16 protein-coding genes are annotated in these 17,854 nt (G+C 37.6%); 9 read left to right on the top strand and 7 right to left on the bottom strand.

Annotated features, from left to right (window positions below):
• Window positions 1-26 precede the first annotated feature (26 nt).
• Complete coding sequence (locus tag CBW18_RS02820; RefSeq protein WP_088299715.1) at window positions 27-707, top strand: hypothetical protein; 681 nt, start codon at window positions 27-29, stop codon at window positions 705-707.
• Between the two features lie 293 nt (window positions 708-1,000).
• On the top strand, window positions 1,001-3,169 hold the full coding sequence (locus CBW18_RS02815; RefSeq protein WP_253248947.1) for a carboxy terminal-processing peptidase: 2,169 nt from the start codon (window positions 1,001-1,003) through the stop codon (window positions 3,167-3,169).
• A gap of 78 nt (window positions 3,170-3,247) precedes the next feature.
• Here CBW18_RS02815 and CBW18_RS02810 read toward each other — a convergent pair whose 3' ends face one another.
• The 3 genes from CBW18_RS02810 to CBW18_RS02800 all read right to left on the bottom strand — a co-directional run bounded on the left by CBW18_RS02810 (window position 3,248) and on the right by CBW18_RS02800 (window position 6,210).
• Window positions 3,248-4,168, bottom strand: coding sequence for an AraC family transcriptional regulator (locus tag CBW18_RS02810; RefSeq protein ID WP_088299713.1), 921 nt, complete (start codon window positions 4,166-4,168; stop codon window positions 3,248-3,250).
• Between the two features lie 9 nt (window positions 4,169-4,177).
• Window positions 4,178-5,071: an SDR family oxidoreductase gene (locus CBW18_RS02805; protein ID WP_088299712.1), complete on the bottom strand. Its 894-nt coding sequence runs from the start codon at window positions 5,069-5,071 to the stop codon at window positions 4,178-4,180.
• 206 nt (window positions 5,072-5,277) lie between these two features.
• Entirely contained in the window at window positions 5,278-6,210 is a 933-nt protein-coding gene (locus tag CBW18_RS02800) for an SPFH domain-containing protein (RefSeq protein ID WP_088299711.1), read from the bottom strand.
• Window positions 6,211-6,299: 89 nt separating this feature from the next.
• Between CBW18_RS02800 and CBW18_RS02795 the strand changes: the two genes are divergently transcribed.
• Both CBW18_RS02795 and CBW18_RS02790 read left to right on the top strand, forming a co-directional pair.
• Window positions 6,300-8,342, top strand: coding sequence for a M13 family metallopeptidase (locus tag CBW18_RS02795; protein WP_088299710.1), 2,043 nt, complete (start codon window positions 6,300-6,302; stop codon window positions 8,340-8,342).
• Between the two features lie 108 nt (window positions 8,343-8,450).
• Complete coding sequence (locus CBW18_RS02790) at window positions 8,451-8,636, top strand: hypothetical protein (RefSeq protein WP_088299709.1); 186 nt, start codon at window positions 8,451-8,453, stop codon at window positions 8,634-8,636.
• A gap of 44 nt (window positions 8,637-8,680) precedes the next feature.
• Here the strand turns inward: CBW18_RS02790 and CBW18_RS02785 are convergent, their stop codons facing one another.
• From CBW18_RS02785 to CBW18_RS02775, 3 genes are all read right to left on the bottom strand, one after another.
• Window positions 8,681-8,869, bottom strand: coding sequence for a hypothetical protein (locus CBW18_RS02785; protein ID WP_088299708.1), 189 nt, complete (start codon window positions 8,867-8,869; stop codon window positions 8,681-8,683).
• Between the two features lie 64 nt (window positions 8,870-8,933).
• Window positions 8,934-10,031, bottom strand: a complete 1,098-nt coding sequence (locus CBW18_RS02780) for a CapA family protein (RefSeq protein WP_088299707.1) — start codon at window positions 10,029-10,031, stop codon at window positions 8,934-8,936.
• A gap of 89 nt (window positions 10,032-10,120) precedes the next feature.
• A complete protein-coding gene (locus tag CBW18_RS02775; RefSeq protein ID WP_088299706.1) occupies window positions 10,121-10,678 on the bottom strand; it encodes a C40 family peptidase in 558 nt (185 codons plus the stop codon).
• 655 nt (window positions 10,679-11,333) lie between these two features.
• On the opposite strand from CBW18_RS02775, the gene pdhA reads away from it, so the two are divergent.
• Entirely contained in the window at window positions 11,334-12,329 is a 996-nt protein-coding gene (gene pdhA, locus CBW18_RS02770) for a pyruvate dehydrogenase (acetyl-transferring) E1 component subunit alpha (protein ID WP_088299705.1), read from the top strand.
• Between the two features lie 30 nt (window positions 12,330-12,359).
• Window positions 12,360-14,051, top strand: coding sequence for a pyruvate dehydrogenase complex dihydrolipoamide acetyltransferase (locus CBW18_RS02765; protein WP_088299704.1), 1,692 nt, complete (start codon window positions 12,360-12,362; stop codon window positions 14,049-14,051).
• 165 nt (window positions 14,052-14,216) lie between these two features.
• Here the strand turns inward: CBW18_RS02765 and CBW18_RS02760 are convergent, their stop codons facing one another.
• Window positions 14,217-14,594 carry a GxxExxY protein gene (locus CBW18_RS02760; protein WP_088299703.1) on the bottom strand — a complete coding sequence of 126 codons (378 nt, stop codon included), beginning with the start codon at window positions 14,592-14,594 and terminating at the stop codon, window positions 14,217-14,219.
• Between the two features lie 393 nt (window positions 14,595-14,987).
• On the opposite strand from CBW18_RS02760, the gene CBW18_RS02755 reads away from it, so the two are divergent.
• The 3 genes from CBW18_RS02755 (at window position 14,988) to CBW18_RS02745 (ending at window position 17,826) form a co-directional block, all read left to right on the top strand.
• The gene (locus CBW18_RS02755) at window positions 14,988-15,539 is read left to right on the top strand and encodes a cupin domain-containing protein (RefSeq protein ID WP_088299702.1); all 552 of its coding nucleotides are present in this window, start codon (window positions 14,988-14,990) and stop codon (window positions 15,537-15,539) included.
• Between the two features lie 68 nt (window positions 15,540-15,607).
• Window positions 15,608-16,837, top strand: coding sequence for a serine hydrolase (locus tag CBW18_RS02750; protein WP_088299701.1), 1,230 nt, complete (start codon window positions 15,608-15,610; stop codon window positions 16,835-16,837).
• 5 nt (window positions 16,838-16,842) lie between these two features.
• Window positions 16,843-17,826, top strand: a complete 984-nt coding sequence (locus CBW18_RS02745; RefSeq protein ID WP_088299700.1) for a hypothetical protein — start codon at window positions 16,843-16,845, stop codon at window positions 17,824-17,826.
• Window positions 17,827-17,854 lie beyond the last annotated feature (28 nt).

The raw sequence follows: 17,854 nt of genomic DNA, 5'->3' as shown, positions 1-17,854 counted from the left end.
TAAATATAAAGTATTATTTTTGTTGCATGTCCAAAACTGTATTGGCGCTCATAAGCCTTTTTGCCTCATTTCAACTACATGCTCAAAATTTTGATAGCCAGGAGCCCGCTGCTGGCAATGCGATAACAATATCGGTATCAAAATTTGATCTGGTAGATGGCAATTCCTTTTATGAAGAAGCGGAGAGTTTCGAAAAAAAGGGCGATTTTAATGAAGCATTGACCTTATTTGGTAAGGCCGCATTTGAATATAATTCAGTTAAAAACTTTAATAGATATGGTCAGGCCATTATAAAAATGAGCAATATGCATTATATGCTCGGTCGTTTTGGTGATGCAGAACAAATTCTATTAAATGTTGCGCTTAAAAACTATTCTAAAATGGGCAGCAGAAATGGCCTGATGAATACCTATGGCTTACTTGGTAAGGTCTATCTGGCCAATAATAAATCCACACAATCCATGTGGTTTTATACCCAGCAAGGCATGCTGGCCAAACAGTTAAAAAGCAATAATGCCTACCTTGAATCAGTTTTGGGGATTGTACAGGTTAAAATAAAAAAGAAAGATTTTACCTTGGCTTTAAGGGATCTTAAAGCTGCAGAGTGGTTTGCCAATTCGGTAAAAATTACACAATATAAAGGCCAGATTCGTGATGCAAGGGAAATGATTTCTGCTAAAACAAATCCTAAAAAGGGTTTAAAATAATATCCCCGCTACTTTCACTATAAAAATCAATCGGACAAAGATTTTTGTGAACAAAAATCCATTTCAATATTCTTGTGGTCAATCCGGCATAAAAGCCTGATGATCTAAGATCTTAAAACAAAATAAATCTAATTACGTTACCATTTTAGAATTGTTAAATAAGAAGCTTTTGGTTAGATTTGATCAGTTTTAACAAGAGACGGTAATAATGCTGTCTCTTTTTTGTTTTTTCGTTAAAATGGTATCATATTGGCTATATAGAATTGAAAATGGATTTTAAATCATTTAAAGAGATGTTGAAGAGAGTATTTTTTGTAATTTTTACGGCAGCAGTGATTGCATGTCATGCTGCTCCAAAGCCCCAGCCAATAGTGGATGGCATTGCGAATGTTATGCCTGACCAGCAACAACAGCTTGTGATCAAAGAAGTAGTTAACCTGATTGAAAGCTATAACTATAAAAAAGTTCAGGTAAATGATTCCATTTCTTCTTTAATCCTTGATAAATATATTAAGGCTTTAGACCAGGGGAAAAATTATTTCTTAGCTTCTGATATTGCCGCATTTGAGAAATACAGGTATACGCTGGATGATGACTTTAAAAATGGTGACCTGAGTGGTCCGTTTTATATCTATAATGTTTACGCAAAAAGGCTGAATGAATATTTTGCCTATTCGCTGGCGCAGATTAAAAATAAATACGATTTCAACCAGAATGACACCTATGTTTACGATCGTGAAAAGCTGCCATGGGCACCTTCAACAGCAGCATTAAATGATACCTGGAAAAAAAGGGTAAAGTATGAACTGATTAATTTAAACCTGGCTGGCTCTGCCCAGGATAAAAATGTTACAACGCTTACCAAACGTTATCAGAACTTAAAATCGCAGATCGCTAAAAATAATAATCAGGATGTTTTTCAGATCCTGATGGATGCTTTTACAGAATCAATTGACCCACACACCAATTATTTCGTTCCGGCAAGAGCAACAGAATTTAATGAAGAAATGTCAAGGTCTTTTGAGGGTATTGGTGCACGTTTACAACTGGAAAATGAAGTAGTAAAGATTGCCGAAATTATCCCCGGCGGACCAGCGTTTAAAGGAAAACAATTAACTGCGGGTGATCGGATTATTGCTGTTGCCCAGGGAAATGATGATTTTGTGGATATTGTAGGGTGGAGATTAGATGCCACTGTCAGTAAGATTAAAGGTCCGAAAGGAACTAAAGTACGCTTAAAAGTTATTCCGGTTGGAAAAGAAATGTCTTCTAAGCCAGTCATTATTGAGATGATGCGCGAGAAGGTTATTCTCGAAGATCAGTCTGCTAAGAAAAAGGTAAAAACGGTAACAACCAATGGCAAGAACTATAAAATTGGCGTGATTTCACTTCCTGCTTTCTATGCTGATTTTAAAGCGGCTAATGCAGGAGACAAGAACTATAAAAGTACAACCCGTGATGTACGGAAATTGGTGGATTCTTTGAAAAATATTGATAAGGTTGACGCTATTGTAATGGATTTACGCGGCAACGGCGGCGGATCTCTTGTAGAAGCGATTTCCCTTACAGGCTTATTTATTGACCGCGGACCAGTTGTTCAGGTAAAAGATCTGCGAGGCAAGATCGAAGTGGATGAAGATGAAAATGCAGGTGTGGCCTGGAATGGACCATTTGGTGTTATAGTTGACCGTTTAAGTGCTTCAGCTTCAGAAATTTTTGCCGGAGCGATACAGGATTACGGACGTGGAATTATTATGGGTAGTCAAACTTACGGTAAGGGAACTGTTCAATCATCTATTGATTTGAATAAACTGGTTAACCCGGGCATGTTGCAGAAAATTGCCGGCCTGGTAACGAAAGACAAAACACTTGGTACTTCACCAACTTCAACTAATGCTTCAGATATTAACTTAGGTCAGATTAACCTTACCATGGCCAAATTTTACCGGGTGGCCGGAAGCAGTACGCAGCATAAAGGTGTTTTACCGGATGTTATTTTCCCTTCACTTTATCCAATGGATAAAATCGGAGAGGATACTGAACCATCGGCATTGCCCTGGGATGTTATTCCGAGTTCTAATTTTACTGCAGTGGCTAACCTCTCAGCTGTAAAAGCAGGACTCATGAAAAACAGTGAACAACGTATCTCAAACTCTTTGGATTTTAAATACCTGAAAGAGGATATTGCTGAATTGAAAAAGCGTGATAAGGAAGTTTCTGTTCCCTTGAATGAGGCCAAGCTTAAAGCTGAACGAGAAGCCCAGGAAGCAAAATCTTTGGCCAGACAAAATGATTTAAGGGCTTTGAGAGGCTTGCCTGCAATTAAGAAAGGGGAGAAAATAACCAAACAGGATACTTTTGATTTCATTGAAGATGAATCTTTAAAAGTGATGGGTGATTTTATGCAGCAATCTGGTAATTATGTAATGAATTTAGGAGGTGCAGCGGCACCTAAACTTTAATCATAAAAAGTGAAAAAAAAACGGGCGATCTATTTCAGATCGCCCGTTTTTTTTTGGAATTAACCTCAAGACCAGATTTCAATTAAAAGATTGCCTGAACGCCGAGGGGGTAAGGTTTGTCTTGGATTTAAACAGCTTTGTAAAAGATTGCAAATGTTCAAAACCAAGTGCATAAGCAATTTCACTAATGGAAAGATTTGTGGTAGAAAGTTTCTCTTTAGCCAGGTCAATCAGTTTTTGATGTAAATATTGCTGTGTATTCTGTCCAATAAGTGTTTTTAATAGTCCGGAAAGATAACCTGGCGAAACATTTAGTTTTTCAGCGATGTAACCTACGGTAGGCAATCCCCTAAGGCCAAGATTATCATTTGCAAAGTAACCCTTAACGATCTCTTCCAGTTGATCAAGTAGCTGATGATTGATGGCTTTACGTATAATAAATTGCCGTCCGTAGAAACGTTGTGCATAATTGAGAAGCAATGCTATTTGCGCGATTACGACATCCTGAGTAAAGTGATCGATATTGCTATTGGTTTCATTTTTTACCAATTGGGCAATGGCATTAAGAATTGTTTCTTCATTTTCAGAAACATGCAGGGCTTCAAATAAGGCATAGTCGAAGAAATCATAATCTTTTATGGTTTTAGCCAGATGTGTATTCCAGAGTAATTCTGAATGGAACAGAATCATCCAGCCAGTTGGACGATGGTATTGATCCTGATTAACTTCAACGGTAAAAACTTGACCCGGAGCCATGAAAAATAACACACCATCATCAAAGTCGCTCATTTGCTGTCCGTATTTAATTTTAGCATCCGGAACACGCTTTAGTGCTATGGAATAAAAATCAAAAATCATCGTCTTTGATCGTCCATTCACCTGCATTTGCACTTCCTCCATGTTAACAACGCTAATTAACGGATGCCCGGGCTTGGGCAATCCAGCCAGTTTATGATATTCTGATATTGTTTTAAAGCGGTAGCGGCTCAGGTTTTCCATGGTTATAATTTACGTAAAATAAATCCCTTGCTCCAAATCCTGAATTAAACCGGAATATTGGGGCTCCCAATGCAAACGCTGACGGGTTAATTTTCCTGAAGCAGGCCCGTCAATATTTGCAAAATGTTCAAACCAGCCAAAATGGGCAGCAACTTCATCGTTTGATTTTGATACAACAGGTAAGTTCAGCTGCTTACCAATGGCTTCAGCTATCGATTTAAAGTTTATTGATTCTTCCGCCACACCATGAAAACGAGCTCCAGGCCTGGCCTGCTCCAAAGCCAATCTGAAAAGAACAGCGGCGTCAAGACGATGAACAGCTGTCCATTGGTTTGCGCCATCTTCTATATAGGCTGATGAACCCTTTTGGCGGGCAATATCAATAAGCATGGGTATAAAGCCATGCACATCGCCTTCGCCATGAACTGATGGCGATAAACGGACAACTGATATGCGGACATTCTTCGCAGCAAGATCATCAACTGCTTTTTCTGTAGCAATCCTGGGATTTTGACCATTATAATCAGGCATTTTATCTTCAGTAGCCAGTTGACCAGGGCTCACGATCAACGTTCCGGAGGTAACAATAAAGGGCTTATCCGTTCCCGTTATTTCATTTCCAATAGCCGCTATTGCTACACGATCAATTTCACATACGGCTTTAAAACGGCTAAAATCATGAATAAATCCAGTATGTATAATCCCATCAGCAGCATTTGCTCCTCTGCGTAAACTTTCCAGATCTTCCAGGTCACCCTTATGCACTTCGGCACCAGCCAGCAATAGTGCTTTTTCTGCAGCTTCATTTCGGGCTAAACCTAAAACCTGGTGGCCGGCATTAATTAATTCTTTTACTACAGCTGAACCAACAAAGCCTGTTGCTCCTGTTACAAAAACTTTCATAGCGATTTATTTTAATTTCATAAATAATGTTACATGAGTTTTGAGATCCCACATACGTGTCTCTTTAATCACTATACAAAACTCCATTATTTTTGAGTACACCATTTAGCCTAATCCATTTTTGATTTAGCCAAAAAGAAATTATACAGGGCAAAAAAAAGACTGCTGCATTTCAGCAACAGTCTCTCTATATATAGCAGAATATATTAGTCTTTCTTTGGAGGATTTTGACTTAACTGCATGGCCATCATTTCTTTCATGGTTTTATTCATGCCTTCTGTACTGCCATCCAGGAAAATGATATTACCTTCACCATATTCGGCAAATTGTTTAATCGCTTCCGTCCACATGGTAAATAAAATAACTGAAGTATCTAAATTTGCCTGTTGCATTTCATGCGCGGCATTGGTCATACCCTTTGCTACCTCTTCTCTGAACAAAGCAATACCTTGTCCACGGAGTTGTGCAGCTTCCCGCTCGGCAGTCGCTGCAATTTTAATGGCGTTACCATCTGCTTCGGCACCTTTGGTTTTGGTAATTAATAAGGCCTGACCTTCATTTTCTGCAGCTGCCTTTAAATTATTGGAAGCAACTACACGGCTCATGGAGCGCATAATTTCTTCATCGAATGTAATGTCATTTAATTGAAGATCTTGTAAATGATAACCCCATCCATCTAAAACCTGGTCTATCTGTTCTTTAACATGCAAAACGATTTCGTTACGTTGCGCCAGAACATTGGCCTGTTTCTGGGTAGCCACATAAGCACGGATGGAACCTTCTATTGTTCTAATCAGTGCCTGCATTAAATTGGTTGCATCTACAAACTTAAAGGCTACGTTTTTGATGGTTTCTTCATCCTGGTTAACAACAGAATATAAAAGCATTGCTTTAAAATAAACATTGGCCTGATCCTGGGTAACTGCCTGAAATGACAACTCAACAGAGCGATTTTGAATTGAAATTCTGGAATAAATTTGCTCTATTAGTGGGATTTTGAAGTTTAATCCTGGCCTGAGTTGTCTACGGTATTTTCCGAAAACCGTTACTACTGCTATGGTTCCTTGTTTAACAGTAACAAATGAGCTTAGCAAAATAATAATCGCCAGGAAAATGAGAATGTAAATAGTGTACTGCATAATTAGATTTTTTTTGAAGTTAAAAAAAAATCATACAAACTACATAATGCTTTTTGTAGCTTTATTTTTTCCTAACTAGATTATACTACATGAAAAAGAATTTATTTCTCTCTGCGGCGGCAATAATGTTATTCGCAGCCTGTCAGAATGATAAAAATCATCAAGCTACAGAAACAGATCAGCGGACTGTTTTTTTTGATACTGCCGGAATGGATTCGACAGTAAAACCCGGCGATAACTTTTTCCTTTATGCCAATGGAAAATGGATGAAAAATGCGCAAATCCCACAAACAGAAACCGGATGGGGTTCTTTCTATACCTTATATAATGATAACCTTAAAAATTTAAAGGTCATTCTGGAAAACGCGGCTAAAAGCAAAGTAGCAAAGGGTAGTAATGAACAAAAAGTTGGCGATTTTTATGCCAGCGGAATGGATTCTTTAACCATCGAAAAGCTTGGTGTAATGCCAGTAAAGACACTGTTAGAGAAAATAGATGGTATTAAAAACGATGAGGATCTCATTAATTTTGTATCTGAAGGTTTTAAAAATGGCAATGGAGACTTATTCGGTTTTGGTGTTGATCCGGATGATAAAATGAGTTCAAAAAACGTGCTTATCTTTACCCAGACAGGGATAAATTTACCAGAACGTAGTTATTATCTCGATCAGGATGATAAGGCAAAAAAAATCAGGACAGAATATTTGAAATACATCACCAAAATATTTAACCTTGCCGGAGATTCTGCTCATGCCTCCTCCTATGCCGACCATATTTTAAAGCTGGAAACCATGTTGGCAAAATCACATTCAACCCCGGTTGAATTGCGTGATCCTCAGAAAAATTATAACAAGCTGGCGGTTGCAGATTTCCAGAAACAAATTCCAAATATCAATTTTAATACGGTACTGAAAAATCTTGGCGCATCAACGGATAGCATTATTATCAGACAGCCAAAATATTACCAGGCATTATCTGCCCTGATAAAAAGCCAGCCCATTGAAACCTGGAAGGAAAAACTAAAGTTTGATGCACTGAATAATGCTGCAAATGCACTTACTAAAGCCTTTAGAACGGCAAAATTTGAATTCTTTAGTAAAACCTTGTATGGCCAGCTTGCACAAACTGAAAGATGGAAAACAATGGTTAACAATACGGATAGTAATCTGGGCGACTTACTGGGACAGCTTTATGCCGAACAATATTTTAAGCCTGAAGCTAAAAAACGTATGTTGGAATTGGTGAATAACCTGCAGAAAGTATATGCAGAACGAATCAAAAAAGTAGATTGGATGTCTGCCGAAACTAAAAAGAAAGCCCTCGAGAAGTTAAATGCATTTATTAAAAAAATAGGCTATCCTGATCAATGGAAAAAGTATGATGATGTGGAAATTTCGAGAAGTACATATTTCGCTAACCTTCAATCGGCAAGAAAGCACGGTTATAAAGAGATGATGGCTAAACTGGGTAAAACGGTTGATAAAACGGAATGGTTTATGACACCGCCTACAGTAAATGCCTACTATAACCCTGCCTATAATGAAATTGTATTTCCAGCCGGCATTCTGCAATTTCCATTTTTTGCTTTCAATGCTGATGATGCCATTAATTATGGCGCTATCGGTGCCGTTATCGGCCATGAAATGACACATGGATTTGACGATCAGGGCAGACAATATGATGCAGCTGGTAATTTAAAAGAATGGTGGACGAAAGAAGATGCCGCGAAATTTAAAAGTAAAGCCGATAAAGTAGTTGCACTATATAATAAGTTTACACTTTTGGATAATCAGCATGTGAATGGTTCATTAACTTTAGGTGAAAATCTGGCTGATATTGGTGGTTTGAATATTGCGTATGATGCCTTTAAATTAACCGAACAAGCTAAAAGCGATAAGAAAATCGATGGATTTACACCAGATCAACGATTCTTTTTAAGTTTTGCTCAGGTTTGGAGAATGAAAACCAGAGATGAATCAATGCGTGTTCGTATTAAGACTGATCCACATAGTCCGGAAATTTTTAGGGTAAATGGCACCGTCTATAACATGGAGGCATTTTATAAGGCATTCAATATACCCACTACAGCTAAAATGTATCTGGCTCCAGAAAACAGGCTAGGTGTTTGGTAATGCTGAATAAATAAATTTAAGCCACGTTTTAAAAAAGGACGTGGCTTTTTTTGTGCACTTTAAAACAAAAGTTGGTATTTGTTGTATTTACACTATTAATCTAAAATCATGAATATAAAACGCACTTTCGGAACCATATTAACTGTTCTGGGCATTATCGGACTCATCTATGCCGGATATGGCTTTGTCAACCACAGTCAGAATACACGTGGCTTATTTGTGTACGGTATTATCGGATTGATATTCTTCGTATCTGGAATTGGGCTTGTTAAAAATACCAAAGACGAGAGTTAATACTCTTCCTATAAGATCGCTGGATAAACAACCTTTAATCGGTATTAGTGCTTGTTTTTTCTTTTATGCTTTATAATCTGATACTGGCTAAATGCAACCAGACAGCCAGCCAAAATAATAATTCCAGCAGATAGCAGGTTTTTAGGATTCTGGTTGATGTAGTAAGCTGCGGCCAATACTAAAACTGCTGCAGCGATGCCGATGATGTAATGAAGAACTAGTCCTTTTTTCATATGCTGTTTAACTTCAGTAATTAACAAAGATTCGGAAATAAATCAGAATTGGTGTAACAGGAAATTAATTTTTTAAAGTAATCCTGTTGTTTTCAAAATTGAGCTGATGGCCTGCAAAATCTATATCTGTTAACTCCTTCATGCGTTTAAAAGCACGGTGGCTTTCATCCCGTGTTAACCGTTTAATTTTATCTTGTTGTATAGATGTCACATCGGCGTAAAGAAAATTACCTTTGGCATTTACCTTCAACTGAAGCAATGGTGCAATGCCGTTATTGCCTTTCAGGCTGAACATGCCGTAAGTGCAGAAGTTTCCGAGGCTATAAGCAATGAACTTGTTTTTATAAACTTCTACGGCTCGGGTAACGTGTGGGCCGTGACCTAAAACCACATCTGCACCAGCATCTATTACAGCATGGGCAAAAGCATAAACATTGCCCCTGTTTTCTTTATAAAATATTTCATTTTTACGTGGCACATGTTCAAACCTGGCGCCTTCGCCACCACCATGAAATGATACAATTAAAATATCTGCCATGGTTTTGAGACGGGTAACCAAAGCTTTGGCATCAGCTACTTTATTGATAGAAACGGTATTTTCATTTGGCGCAAATGCACAGAAAGCATATTTCACGCTATCCTTTTCAAAAATTTCGAAAGGTTTGTTCAGCTGACCAGCATAATGAATTTGTAACGAATCTAAAATTCTGGCAGTGTTTTTTCTTCCTCTCGAATCAAAATCGCCCACGTGGTTATTGGCAATGCTTAATACATTAAAGCCTGCTTTTTTATAGATACCGGCATAGCGCTCCGGCATTCTGAATGCATAGCAATTATTGGGATTAATGCCATTACATTTTGTAGAATGACCTGAGTTTAAAAAACAACCTTCCAGATTACCAAAAACAATATCACCCTTTAATAGGCTATCAACCGCCTGAAAACTATTCACTGCATCATCAGCGGGAAGGTTTGAAGTGGATGGAAAGGCTGAGCCCAGCATGATATCGCCAACGGCGGTGATGGAAATGGTATCTTTTATTTTTTTAACTACAGTATCTGTTTTAGCTGTTGATACCACTACCTGTGCACTATTGTTGGTGCAACTGAAGATGGTAATGATTGCGGAAAGGGTTAAAAAAGATGTCTTTATGAATTTCATCGGCTATGGATGGGATAAAAAAAATCCTCCAAAATTACTTCTGGAGGACTATATCTGTTTAATCTAAGATCGTAAATCTACAATCGTATTTATTCTACTGTAAATTCTTTTTTAAATGATTCTAAAACGCGGCCGCCCTTGTAAAAATAACGACTGTAATAGGGCTCATTTAAATTGCTGATCACTACACCACGTGAACTCGATGCATGTGCAAATCTGTTATCACCAAGATAGATACCAACATGAGAAATACTTCTGCTTCTTATCTTGAAGAAAACGAGGTCACCCTCTTTTAAATCTTCTTTAGATAATGGGTCTACCATACTGAAGATATCACGAGAATTTCTTCTGATTGTAGTGTTGAAAACTTTGTCGTATATCGCTTTGGTAAAAGCAGAGCAATCAATCCCTTTTTTGCTTGAACCACCATAACTGTAAGGTGTTCCGATCCATTCGTAAATAAACTTATATAATTTTAAGTTCGACGTTGCATCCACCGCTACACCCATTACCTGAGAAAAGTATTGTGAAGCTAAGTTGTCAGGATCATTTAAGTCTTTACCAGATTCTTTTGTTTTTGTTTGTGCAAATGCAGTTGAGAGCGTACAGATAGCAATTATGGATGAAAACAAAAATTTTTTAATCATGTTATACAGTTATGTTTGGGTATTCACTTACACAGTAACGTAAACCATTTTGGCTTATTGTTGATTTGTCAAAGGTATCAATTATACAAATGTCATCCAAATGTTTGTGTTAAAAAGTAAAAGTTATTAACATCTCCACGTTGTGACATGTTAGTTAACGGTGTTTTATATTTAAAATTATCCCAAGATAGAAAACAATTTTTGAAGAAAATTAGACCACTTCGAATTGATTTTAATTGTTTTGGCTCAAAGTTATTTAAGATGATTAATAAGTGAGCAATTGAAACGTTAAATCAGTCTGTATTTACCATCGTGAGCTTTAATTCCTTAAAAAGTGGAAATTAATTTCCGGATTTTTTTGCATAAGTATTTCCTGTACGATCTGATGGAAAGGGAATTGGTTAATTGTGGTGTGGTAAAGTTTCGCAGAATAAAATTTCACAATCATTAGAATAAGTAATTTGTTAAATCGTGAAATTAATCATCCGTGAAATTGCCTTTTTTGAAGAATAGGGAGATATGAACGCCAAATGGTTAAGTAACAAAAGTTAAATGTAATTTCATAGCTGATATTATGATGTTTTTACATTAGAAAGTGCCAAAAATTATAATAAAAAAATTAGATTTGCTGTCGCAAAAAAACAAATACCCTAAAATGAGTGCAGTAGAAATAAATAAAGATACCTGGTTAAAGTGGTTTGAGTCGATGTTGCTGATGCGCAAATTCGAAGAGAAAACTGGCCAGTTATACGGACAACAAAAAATACGTGGCTTTTGTCATTTATACATTGGACAAGAAGCTGTTGTAGCAGGTGCAATATCTGCAATGCAAAAAGGTGATTCGATGATTACTACTTATCGCGATCACGCTCATGCTTTAGCTTTAGGTGTAAGTGCCGACAGCATCATGGCAGAAATGTATGGTAAGGCTACAGGTTGCTCTAAAGGTAAAGGTGGTTCAATGCACATGTTTAGCAAAGAACATAATTTTTATGGTGGACACGCAATTGTTGGAGGTCAGATTCCATTAGGCGCTGGTGTTGCTTTTGCAGAAAAATATAAAGGAACAGATAATGTTAATATTTGTTATATGGGCGATGGCGCAGTACGTCAGGGTGCATTAAACGAAACATTTAACATGGCCATGTTGTGGAAATTACCGGTAATTTTTGTTTGTGAAAACAATGGTTATGCCATGGGTACTTCGGTACAGCGTACCACTAACATGACTGATATTTATAAAATTGGTTTAGGTTTTGACATGCCATGCGCACCTGTTGATGGTATGGACCCTGTTGCTGTTCATAATGCAATGGATGAAGCTATTCAGCGCGCCCGTAAAGGTGAAGGACCAACCTTCCTGGAAATGAGAACTTACCGTTACCGTGGACACTCCATGTCTGATCCGGCTAAATATCGTACTAAAGAAGAATTAGAAGATTATAAAGCTAAAGATCCGGTTGAATTGGCGAGAGAAACAATCCTGAAAGAAAAATATGCCGATGAGGCCTGGATTGAAGAAGTAGAAGCTAAAGTTAAAGCAACAGTAGACCAGGCAGTTAAATTTGCTGAAGAGTCTCCGTGGCCGGAAGTTTCTGAATTATACAAAGATGTGTATATGACAGAAAACTATCCTTATGTAATGGACTAATATTTTAAAGATTTCAATTAATTAGATATAATGGCTGAGGTAATTAAAATGCCCAAAATGAGCGACACCATGACCGAAGGGGTTTTGGCGAAGTGGCATAAAAAAGTGGGCGATAAAGTGAAAAGCGGAGATGTTTTGGCAGAAGTAGAAACTGACAAGGCAACAATGGATATGGAATCTTACTGGGATGGTACGCTTTTATACATCGGTGTAGAAGAAGGAACCGCTGTGCCTGTTGATGCTGTTATGGCCGTTATTGGTAAAGAAGGTGAAGATTATAAAGCAGCTTTAGAAGCAGAACAGTCTGGAAGTCAGGAGTCGGCAAGTCCGAAGTCTGAAAGTAAAGATGACGTGCCTAAGGCTGATGATAAAAAAGAAGAAGCTGCTCCTGCGCAAGGTGGTGGTTTAAGCGAGGAAGAACTGGCAGAAAAAGGTGTTACCGTAATTCGGATGCCTTTGCTAAGTGATACCATGACTGAAGGCGTAATTGCTGAATGGCATAAAAAAGTTGGTGATAAAGTTAAGGACGATGATGTTTTAGCTGATGTAGAAACCGATAAGGCAACTATGGAAGTGATGGGTTATGCAACCGGTACTTTATTGCACATTGGTGTGGAGAAAGGTTCAGCAGCTAAGGTAAATGGAATTATAGCTATTGTTGGTCCTGAAGGAACCGATGTAAGTGGTATCTTGGCTGGTGGAGATCAAAACGCAAAGCCTAAAGCAGAAAGCGAAGAAAAAACCGAAGCACCGAAAGAAGAGAAGCAAACAACAGCCGCTGACGCCACTTCAACTCCTGTTGCAGAAGGTTCTTCTGATAGTCGTGTAAAAGCATCGCCTCTGGCTAAGAAAATTGCCAAAGATAAAGGAATTGATTTATCGCAGGTTTCTGGTAGTGCAGAAGGTGGTCGAATCATTAAAAAAGATATTGAAAACTATAAGCCAGCAGCACCAGCTGAAAGCGGGAAGCCAAAAGCAGAAAGCAGCGAACAACCGAAAGCAGCGGCCGCCGCTCCGGTAATTCCTACTTATGTTGGCGAAGTTAAATACACTGAACAGCCGGTTTCGCAAATGCGTAAAGTAATTGCCAAACGTTTAGCTGAAAGTTTATTTACTGCTCCTCATTTTTACTTAACCGTAAGTATTGATATGGATAATGCAATGGCAGCCCGTACGGCAATTAATGCTGTTGCCCCAGTTAAAGTTTCATTCAATGATATCGTAATTAAAGCAGTTGCAGTTGCATTAAAGAAACACCCTGCTGTTAACTCATCATGGGGTGGAGATAAAATCCGTTTTAATGAACATACCAACATTGGTGTAGCGATGGCTGTTGAAGATGGTTTATTGGTTCCTGTAGTACGTTTTGCTGATGGGAAATCATTATCACATATTTCTGCAGAAGTGAAAGACTTCGGTGGTAAAGCAAAAGCTAAAAAATTACAACCAGCAGATTGGGAAGGTTCTACTTTCACTGTATCTAACTTAGGTATGTTTGGTATTGATGAATTTACTTCTATTATCAACTCTCCTGATGGTGCAATTTTATCAGTGGGTGCAATTCAGCAAGTTCCTGTAGTGAAAAATGGTGCTGTTGTTCCAGGTAACGTAATGAAGTTGACTTTAGGTTGCGATCACCGTGTCGTTGATGGTGCAACCGGAGCACAGTTCCTGCAAACCTTGAAAGGATTACTTGAAGAACCAATCAGGTTATTAGCTTAATCAGTTAACAAATTACAAGTTTCAGTTTTCGGACTGAGAAATATACATCAAGCCATTCCTGAATAGGAGTGGCTTTTTTGGGTTTTGAATTTTGCAATATGTCCAGCAATTTCAGAAATCCCTTAGATATCCATTACACATATAATTTAACTGCGCAGAAGTTTTTTACAATCCATTCACTTTGCGATGGATTGATGCAGCTATATTCGACGTATTGAAATTGACCAGCAAGCCAAGCTTAATACCTGATAATTTTAAATAGGTTAATACTTGTTTATGATGAACAGGAGCAAGCATTTCAATAGATTTTATTTCAATGATTACTAAGTTATTGACAAGTAAATCTACCCTATATCCTGTTTTAAGTTTTATTTTATTAAAGATGATTGGTAAAGGAACTTGCCTCCTGACACTTAAGCCATCTTCAGTTAGCAAATAGATTAATATCGCTTCATAGGCAGATTCTAATAAGCCTGGACCAAGTGTATGATATGTTTTAAAGATAGCACCACGTACCAGATAAGAAATATCATTTTCATCCATTGTTAAATTGTTTTGATGTTAAGAATGGGATGAATAGTCTAATATAAGAATTTAATTAAAATCTATGTAAATCTTTGATCCGCGGGAATAAAAAAATGCGTTTAAATGGTTCCCGCTGATTTGCACAGATCTCGCAGATATAAGACTTTGAGGATGTATTAAGCGCTATATTAAAAATCAGCGTTAATCATCTTTGATCTGCGGGAGAAAAAAGGTGTTTAAATGGTTCCCGCTGATTTGCGCAGATCTCACCGATGAAATAAGCCTTCGTGCGTATCATCAATCATATTCAACAACTAAACCTGCTTAGATCTCCATGACCTGCAGGCAATTTTGAAAACAAATCCTAAACCCTTTCTGCATTACTTTGTTAATTATGGAAATACCACAATCATGAATAAAGAAAAATTAATACAGGAAGCTTATCTTGTATCACATACAATAGCAGAAAACGGAAATTTCCCCAATAATCAAAAATTACCTTTAATGATTTATAAGGGTGCTTTCCTGATTCATCCTGATGAAACTGAAGAAGTGATTAAAAAAGTGTTTGCTCAAAATGGATATTCTAATGCCTGGGTGGATGGGATTTTTGATTATCAACATTATCACAGCAATACGCATGAAGTAATGGGTGTATTTTGCGGCAAAGCCGAAGTGCAGTTTGGTGGTGAACATGGCGTTTGTATAGAACTGGATAAAGGTGATGTTGTAGTAATCCCCGCTGGTGTTGCACACATGAAATTAAGTGCCAGTGAAGACTTTACGGTAGTAGGTGCTTATCCAAATGGAGCAGAGTACAATATTAAATATGGTAAGCCTGAAGAACGTCCGGAGGCAGATGAAGAGATTGCAAAAGTTAAGAATCCGGATAATGATCCGGTTTATGGAAGCAAAGGACATTTGTTCGAATGCTGGTATCACCAAAAATGCGCAAATGTTTAAAACTCTTTCTGATTAAACGTCTAAAATTCTTTAATTTTCGGGTTTTAAATCCCTCTTTTTTTACATAAATGAATTTTAGATATATCTGTTCAGTATTAGCCCTCTCTGTCACTTTATTAACCGCATGCAACAGCAAAAAATCAGAAGAGAAAAAGGCTGCTGACGCCAAAATCCGCGTAAAAGAAGATGATAAGGCGGACAGTATTTTAATTGCATACGATCCGGCGAAAGGTGATAAGTGGATCGCTGATTTTGTACAGAACCTGCATAAAAAGTATGGGTTTAATGGAAACATGCTTGTTGCGAAGGATGGCAAAATTCTATATGAAAAAGCAATTGGGTGGGCAGATTATCTGCATCGCGACAGCTTAAAGATCAATTCAGAGTTTGAACTGGCCTCTATTACCAAAACCTTTACCGGAACTGCCATTATGCAGTTGGTTGAGGCCGGTAAATTGTCGTTAAATGATAATGTAAAGAAGTTTTTTCCAAACTTTCCATATGATGGCATTACTGTAAAATTGCTTCTGAGTCACCGTAGCGGCATGATGAATTATGTTTATTTCATTGATGATATCTGGAGGAAGGAAAAGCGTCCGATGAAAAAGGGCGTGACCAACCAGGAAGTGATGAATGTAATTGCTGAGCGCAAACCAAATCCCTATACCAAACCAGATAATCGTTTCCATTACAACAATTCCAATTTTATGGTTTTGGGAGCGATCATTGAAAAGGTTACAGGACAGCGCTACTCGCAATACATGATGGAACATATTTTTAAACCTGCAGGCTTAAAACATACGCATGTATACAGCACTACCGAATATGAAAAAATTCCGGTTGACGTGGTAGGGCATGATCGTACCTGGAAGTACTCTGTTGCACAGAATTTTTTAGATGGCCCAGTTGGAGATAAAGGAATTTACAGTACGTTACATGATTTGGTTTTATTTGATAAGTATCTTAAAAACGGACGATTAATTACCAAAAAAAGTAGCGATTCTTCATATGTTGGCCGTAATAAGCCTGTAAATGGCCACTTTAACTATGGCTATGGCTGGAGAATGTTTGATGGTGAAAAGATGGACAAGGTGGTATACCATACCGGATGGTGGCATGGTTTCAGGCACATCTATGTGCGTGATTTAGATAAAAACATCATCGTTATATTTTTGGGAAATTTAACTAACGGAAGTTTAATGCATCTGGATGATTTATACAAACACTTGAATATGCCAATTATCCGTAAAGGTGCTTATCATGGAAACGGGAGCTTACCAGGCTCCGATGAAGATTAATTTTTATGGCAAAGACAAAATGGATTATTGAGCCAAATACGCTTACCATTTATCCGAAACGTAATTTGCGGATAGTTGGATTGGTTTTTTTTATTCTCTTTTTAGGGCTTGTTTACTATCTTTCTACTCAGATGAGCGGCTATTCTCAAAGCACTGTCATAATTTATTGTGGGGTACTGTTAATGGTTCCGTTACTCTTAGTTTGGATGGCAGAATCAAAATTAATCTTTAATGGAACGGACAGAACATTATATCGGAAGATTGGTTTTTTACCAGTTGGCTCTATTTCTTTTGATGATATTGCCGCTGTTGACTCATATGAAGTTTATGGTGGCGGATACAGTTATCGCCTATTTAAAAAAAGTAACAGGCATGGGAAAGGCCTGCCAGTATCTAACGGGTATAGTAAGGTTACCGATGCTAACCTGATTCAGTATCAGAATGAGGTTTTACCAAAAATTGATGAACTTGTTTTTGCCAACGCACCGGTGATTCCGAAACAGGCGATTTATGACTTTGAATTCTTTAAAGAAGAAGGCGGCATTTACCAGTTAAAGCAGCAGAAAATTGGAGGAGTGATTGTTGGTCTAATTATGATAGGGATTACGGTTGCCATCTTAATTCAACCAGATTTTATGGCTGGAGAAAATGCCTTTAAAAGGATCCTGGTGACTTATTTCCCGCTTATAATTGGTGTGGTGTTATTCTACATGGTATTTTCAAGTGTAAAATTTGATAAACACCAGCGAAAATTAATCCATGCTACTTTTGGCGGACGTAAGGTGAAAGAATATGCTTTTGATGATATTATTCGTTTTCAGATTGTTAGAAAAACCACAAACCTGATTTATTCGGGCACAGAGGTTAATGCCGAAATTTACCTGCCTGGTAAAGATAAAATGCGTGTAATGTCTTTAAAGAGTTTTATGGGTACTAAAAAAATTGATCGCTTTCTTGATGAACTCAATACTATTCTGGGAAGAATTTAAAAAATAGCAGAAAAGTATTAGCGTGTAA

The organism is Pedobacter sp. AJM (genome assembly GCF_002197755.1).
GTDB lineage: Bacteria > Bacteroidota > Bacteroidia > Sphingobacteriales > Sphingobacteriaceae > Pedobacter.
Note: the sequence above shows the minus strand (reverse complement) of the source record. Positions and strands in the feature narration are given on the sequence as shown.

Coding starts and splice junctions, on each gene's coding strand:
- CBW18_RS02820 (WP_088299715.1), top strand. CDS start 27: ATGTCCAAAACTGTATTGGCGCTCATAAGCCTTTTTGCCTCATTTCAA.
- CBW18_RS02815 (WP_253248947.1), top strand. CDS start 1,001: ATGTTGAAGAGAGTATTTTTTGTAATTTTTACGGCAGCAGTGATTGCA.
- CBW18_RS02810 (WP_088299713.1), bottom strand. CDS start 4,168: ATGGAAAACCTGAGCCGCTACCGCTTTAAAACAATATCAGAATATCAT.
- CBW18_RS02805 (WP_088299712.1), bottom strand. CDS start 5,071: ATGAAAGTTTTTGTAACAGGAGCAACAGGCTTTGTTGGTTCAGCTGTA.
- CBW18_RS02800 (WP_088299711.1), bottom strand. CDS start 6,210: ATGCAGTACACTATTTACATTCTCATTTTCCTGGCGATTATTATTTTG.
- CBW18_RS02795 (WP_088299710.1), top strand. CDS start 6,300: ATGAAAAAGAATTTATTTCTCTCTGCGGCGGCAATAATGTTATTCGCA.
- CBW18_RS02790 (WP_088299709.1), top strand. CDS start 8,451: ATGAATATAAAACGCACTTTCGGAACCATATTAACTGTTCTGGGCATT.
- CBW18_RS02785 (WP_088299708.1), bottom strand. CDS start 8,869: ATGAAAAAAGGACTAGTTCTTCATTACATCATCGGCATCGCTGCAGCA.
- CBW18_RS02780 (WP_088299707.1), bottom strand. CDS start 10,031: ATGAAATTCATAAAGACATCTTTTTTAACCCTTTCCGCAATCATTACC.
- CBW18_RS02775 (WP_088299706.1), bottom strand. CDS start 10,678: ATGATTAAAAAATTTTTGTTTTCATCCATAATTGCTATCTGTACGCTC.
- pdhA (WP_088299705.1), top strand. CDS start 11,334: ATGAGTGCAGTAGAAATAAATAAAGATACCTGGTTAAAGTGGTTTGAG.
- CBW18_RS02765 (WP_088299704.1), top strand. CDS start 12,360: ATGGCTGAGGTAATTAAAATGCCCAAAATGAGCGACACCATGACCGAA.
- CBW18_RS02760 (WP_088299703.1), bottom strand. CDS start 14,594: ATGGATGAAAATGATATTTCTTATCTGGTACGTGGTGCTATCTTTAAA.
- CBW18_RS02755 (WP_088299702.1), top strand. CDS start 14,988: ATGAATAAAGAAAAATTAATACAGGAAGCTTATCTTGTATCACATACA.
- CBW18_RS02750 (WP_088299701.1), top strand. CDS start 15,608: ATGAATTTTAGATATATCTGTTCAGTATTAGCCCTCTCTGTCACTTTA.
- CBW18_RS02745 (WP_088299700.1), top strand. CDS start 16,843: ATGGCAAAGACAAAATGGATTATTGAGCCAAATACGCTTACCATTTAT.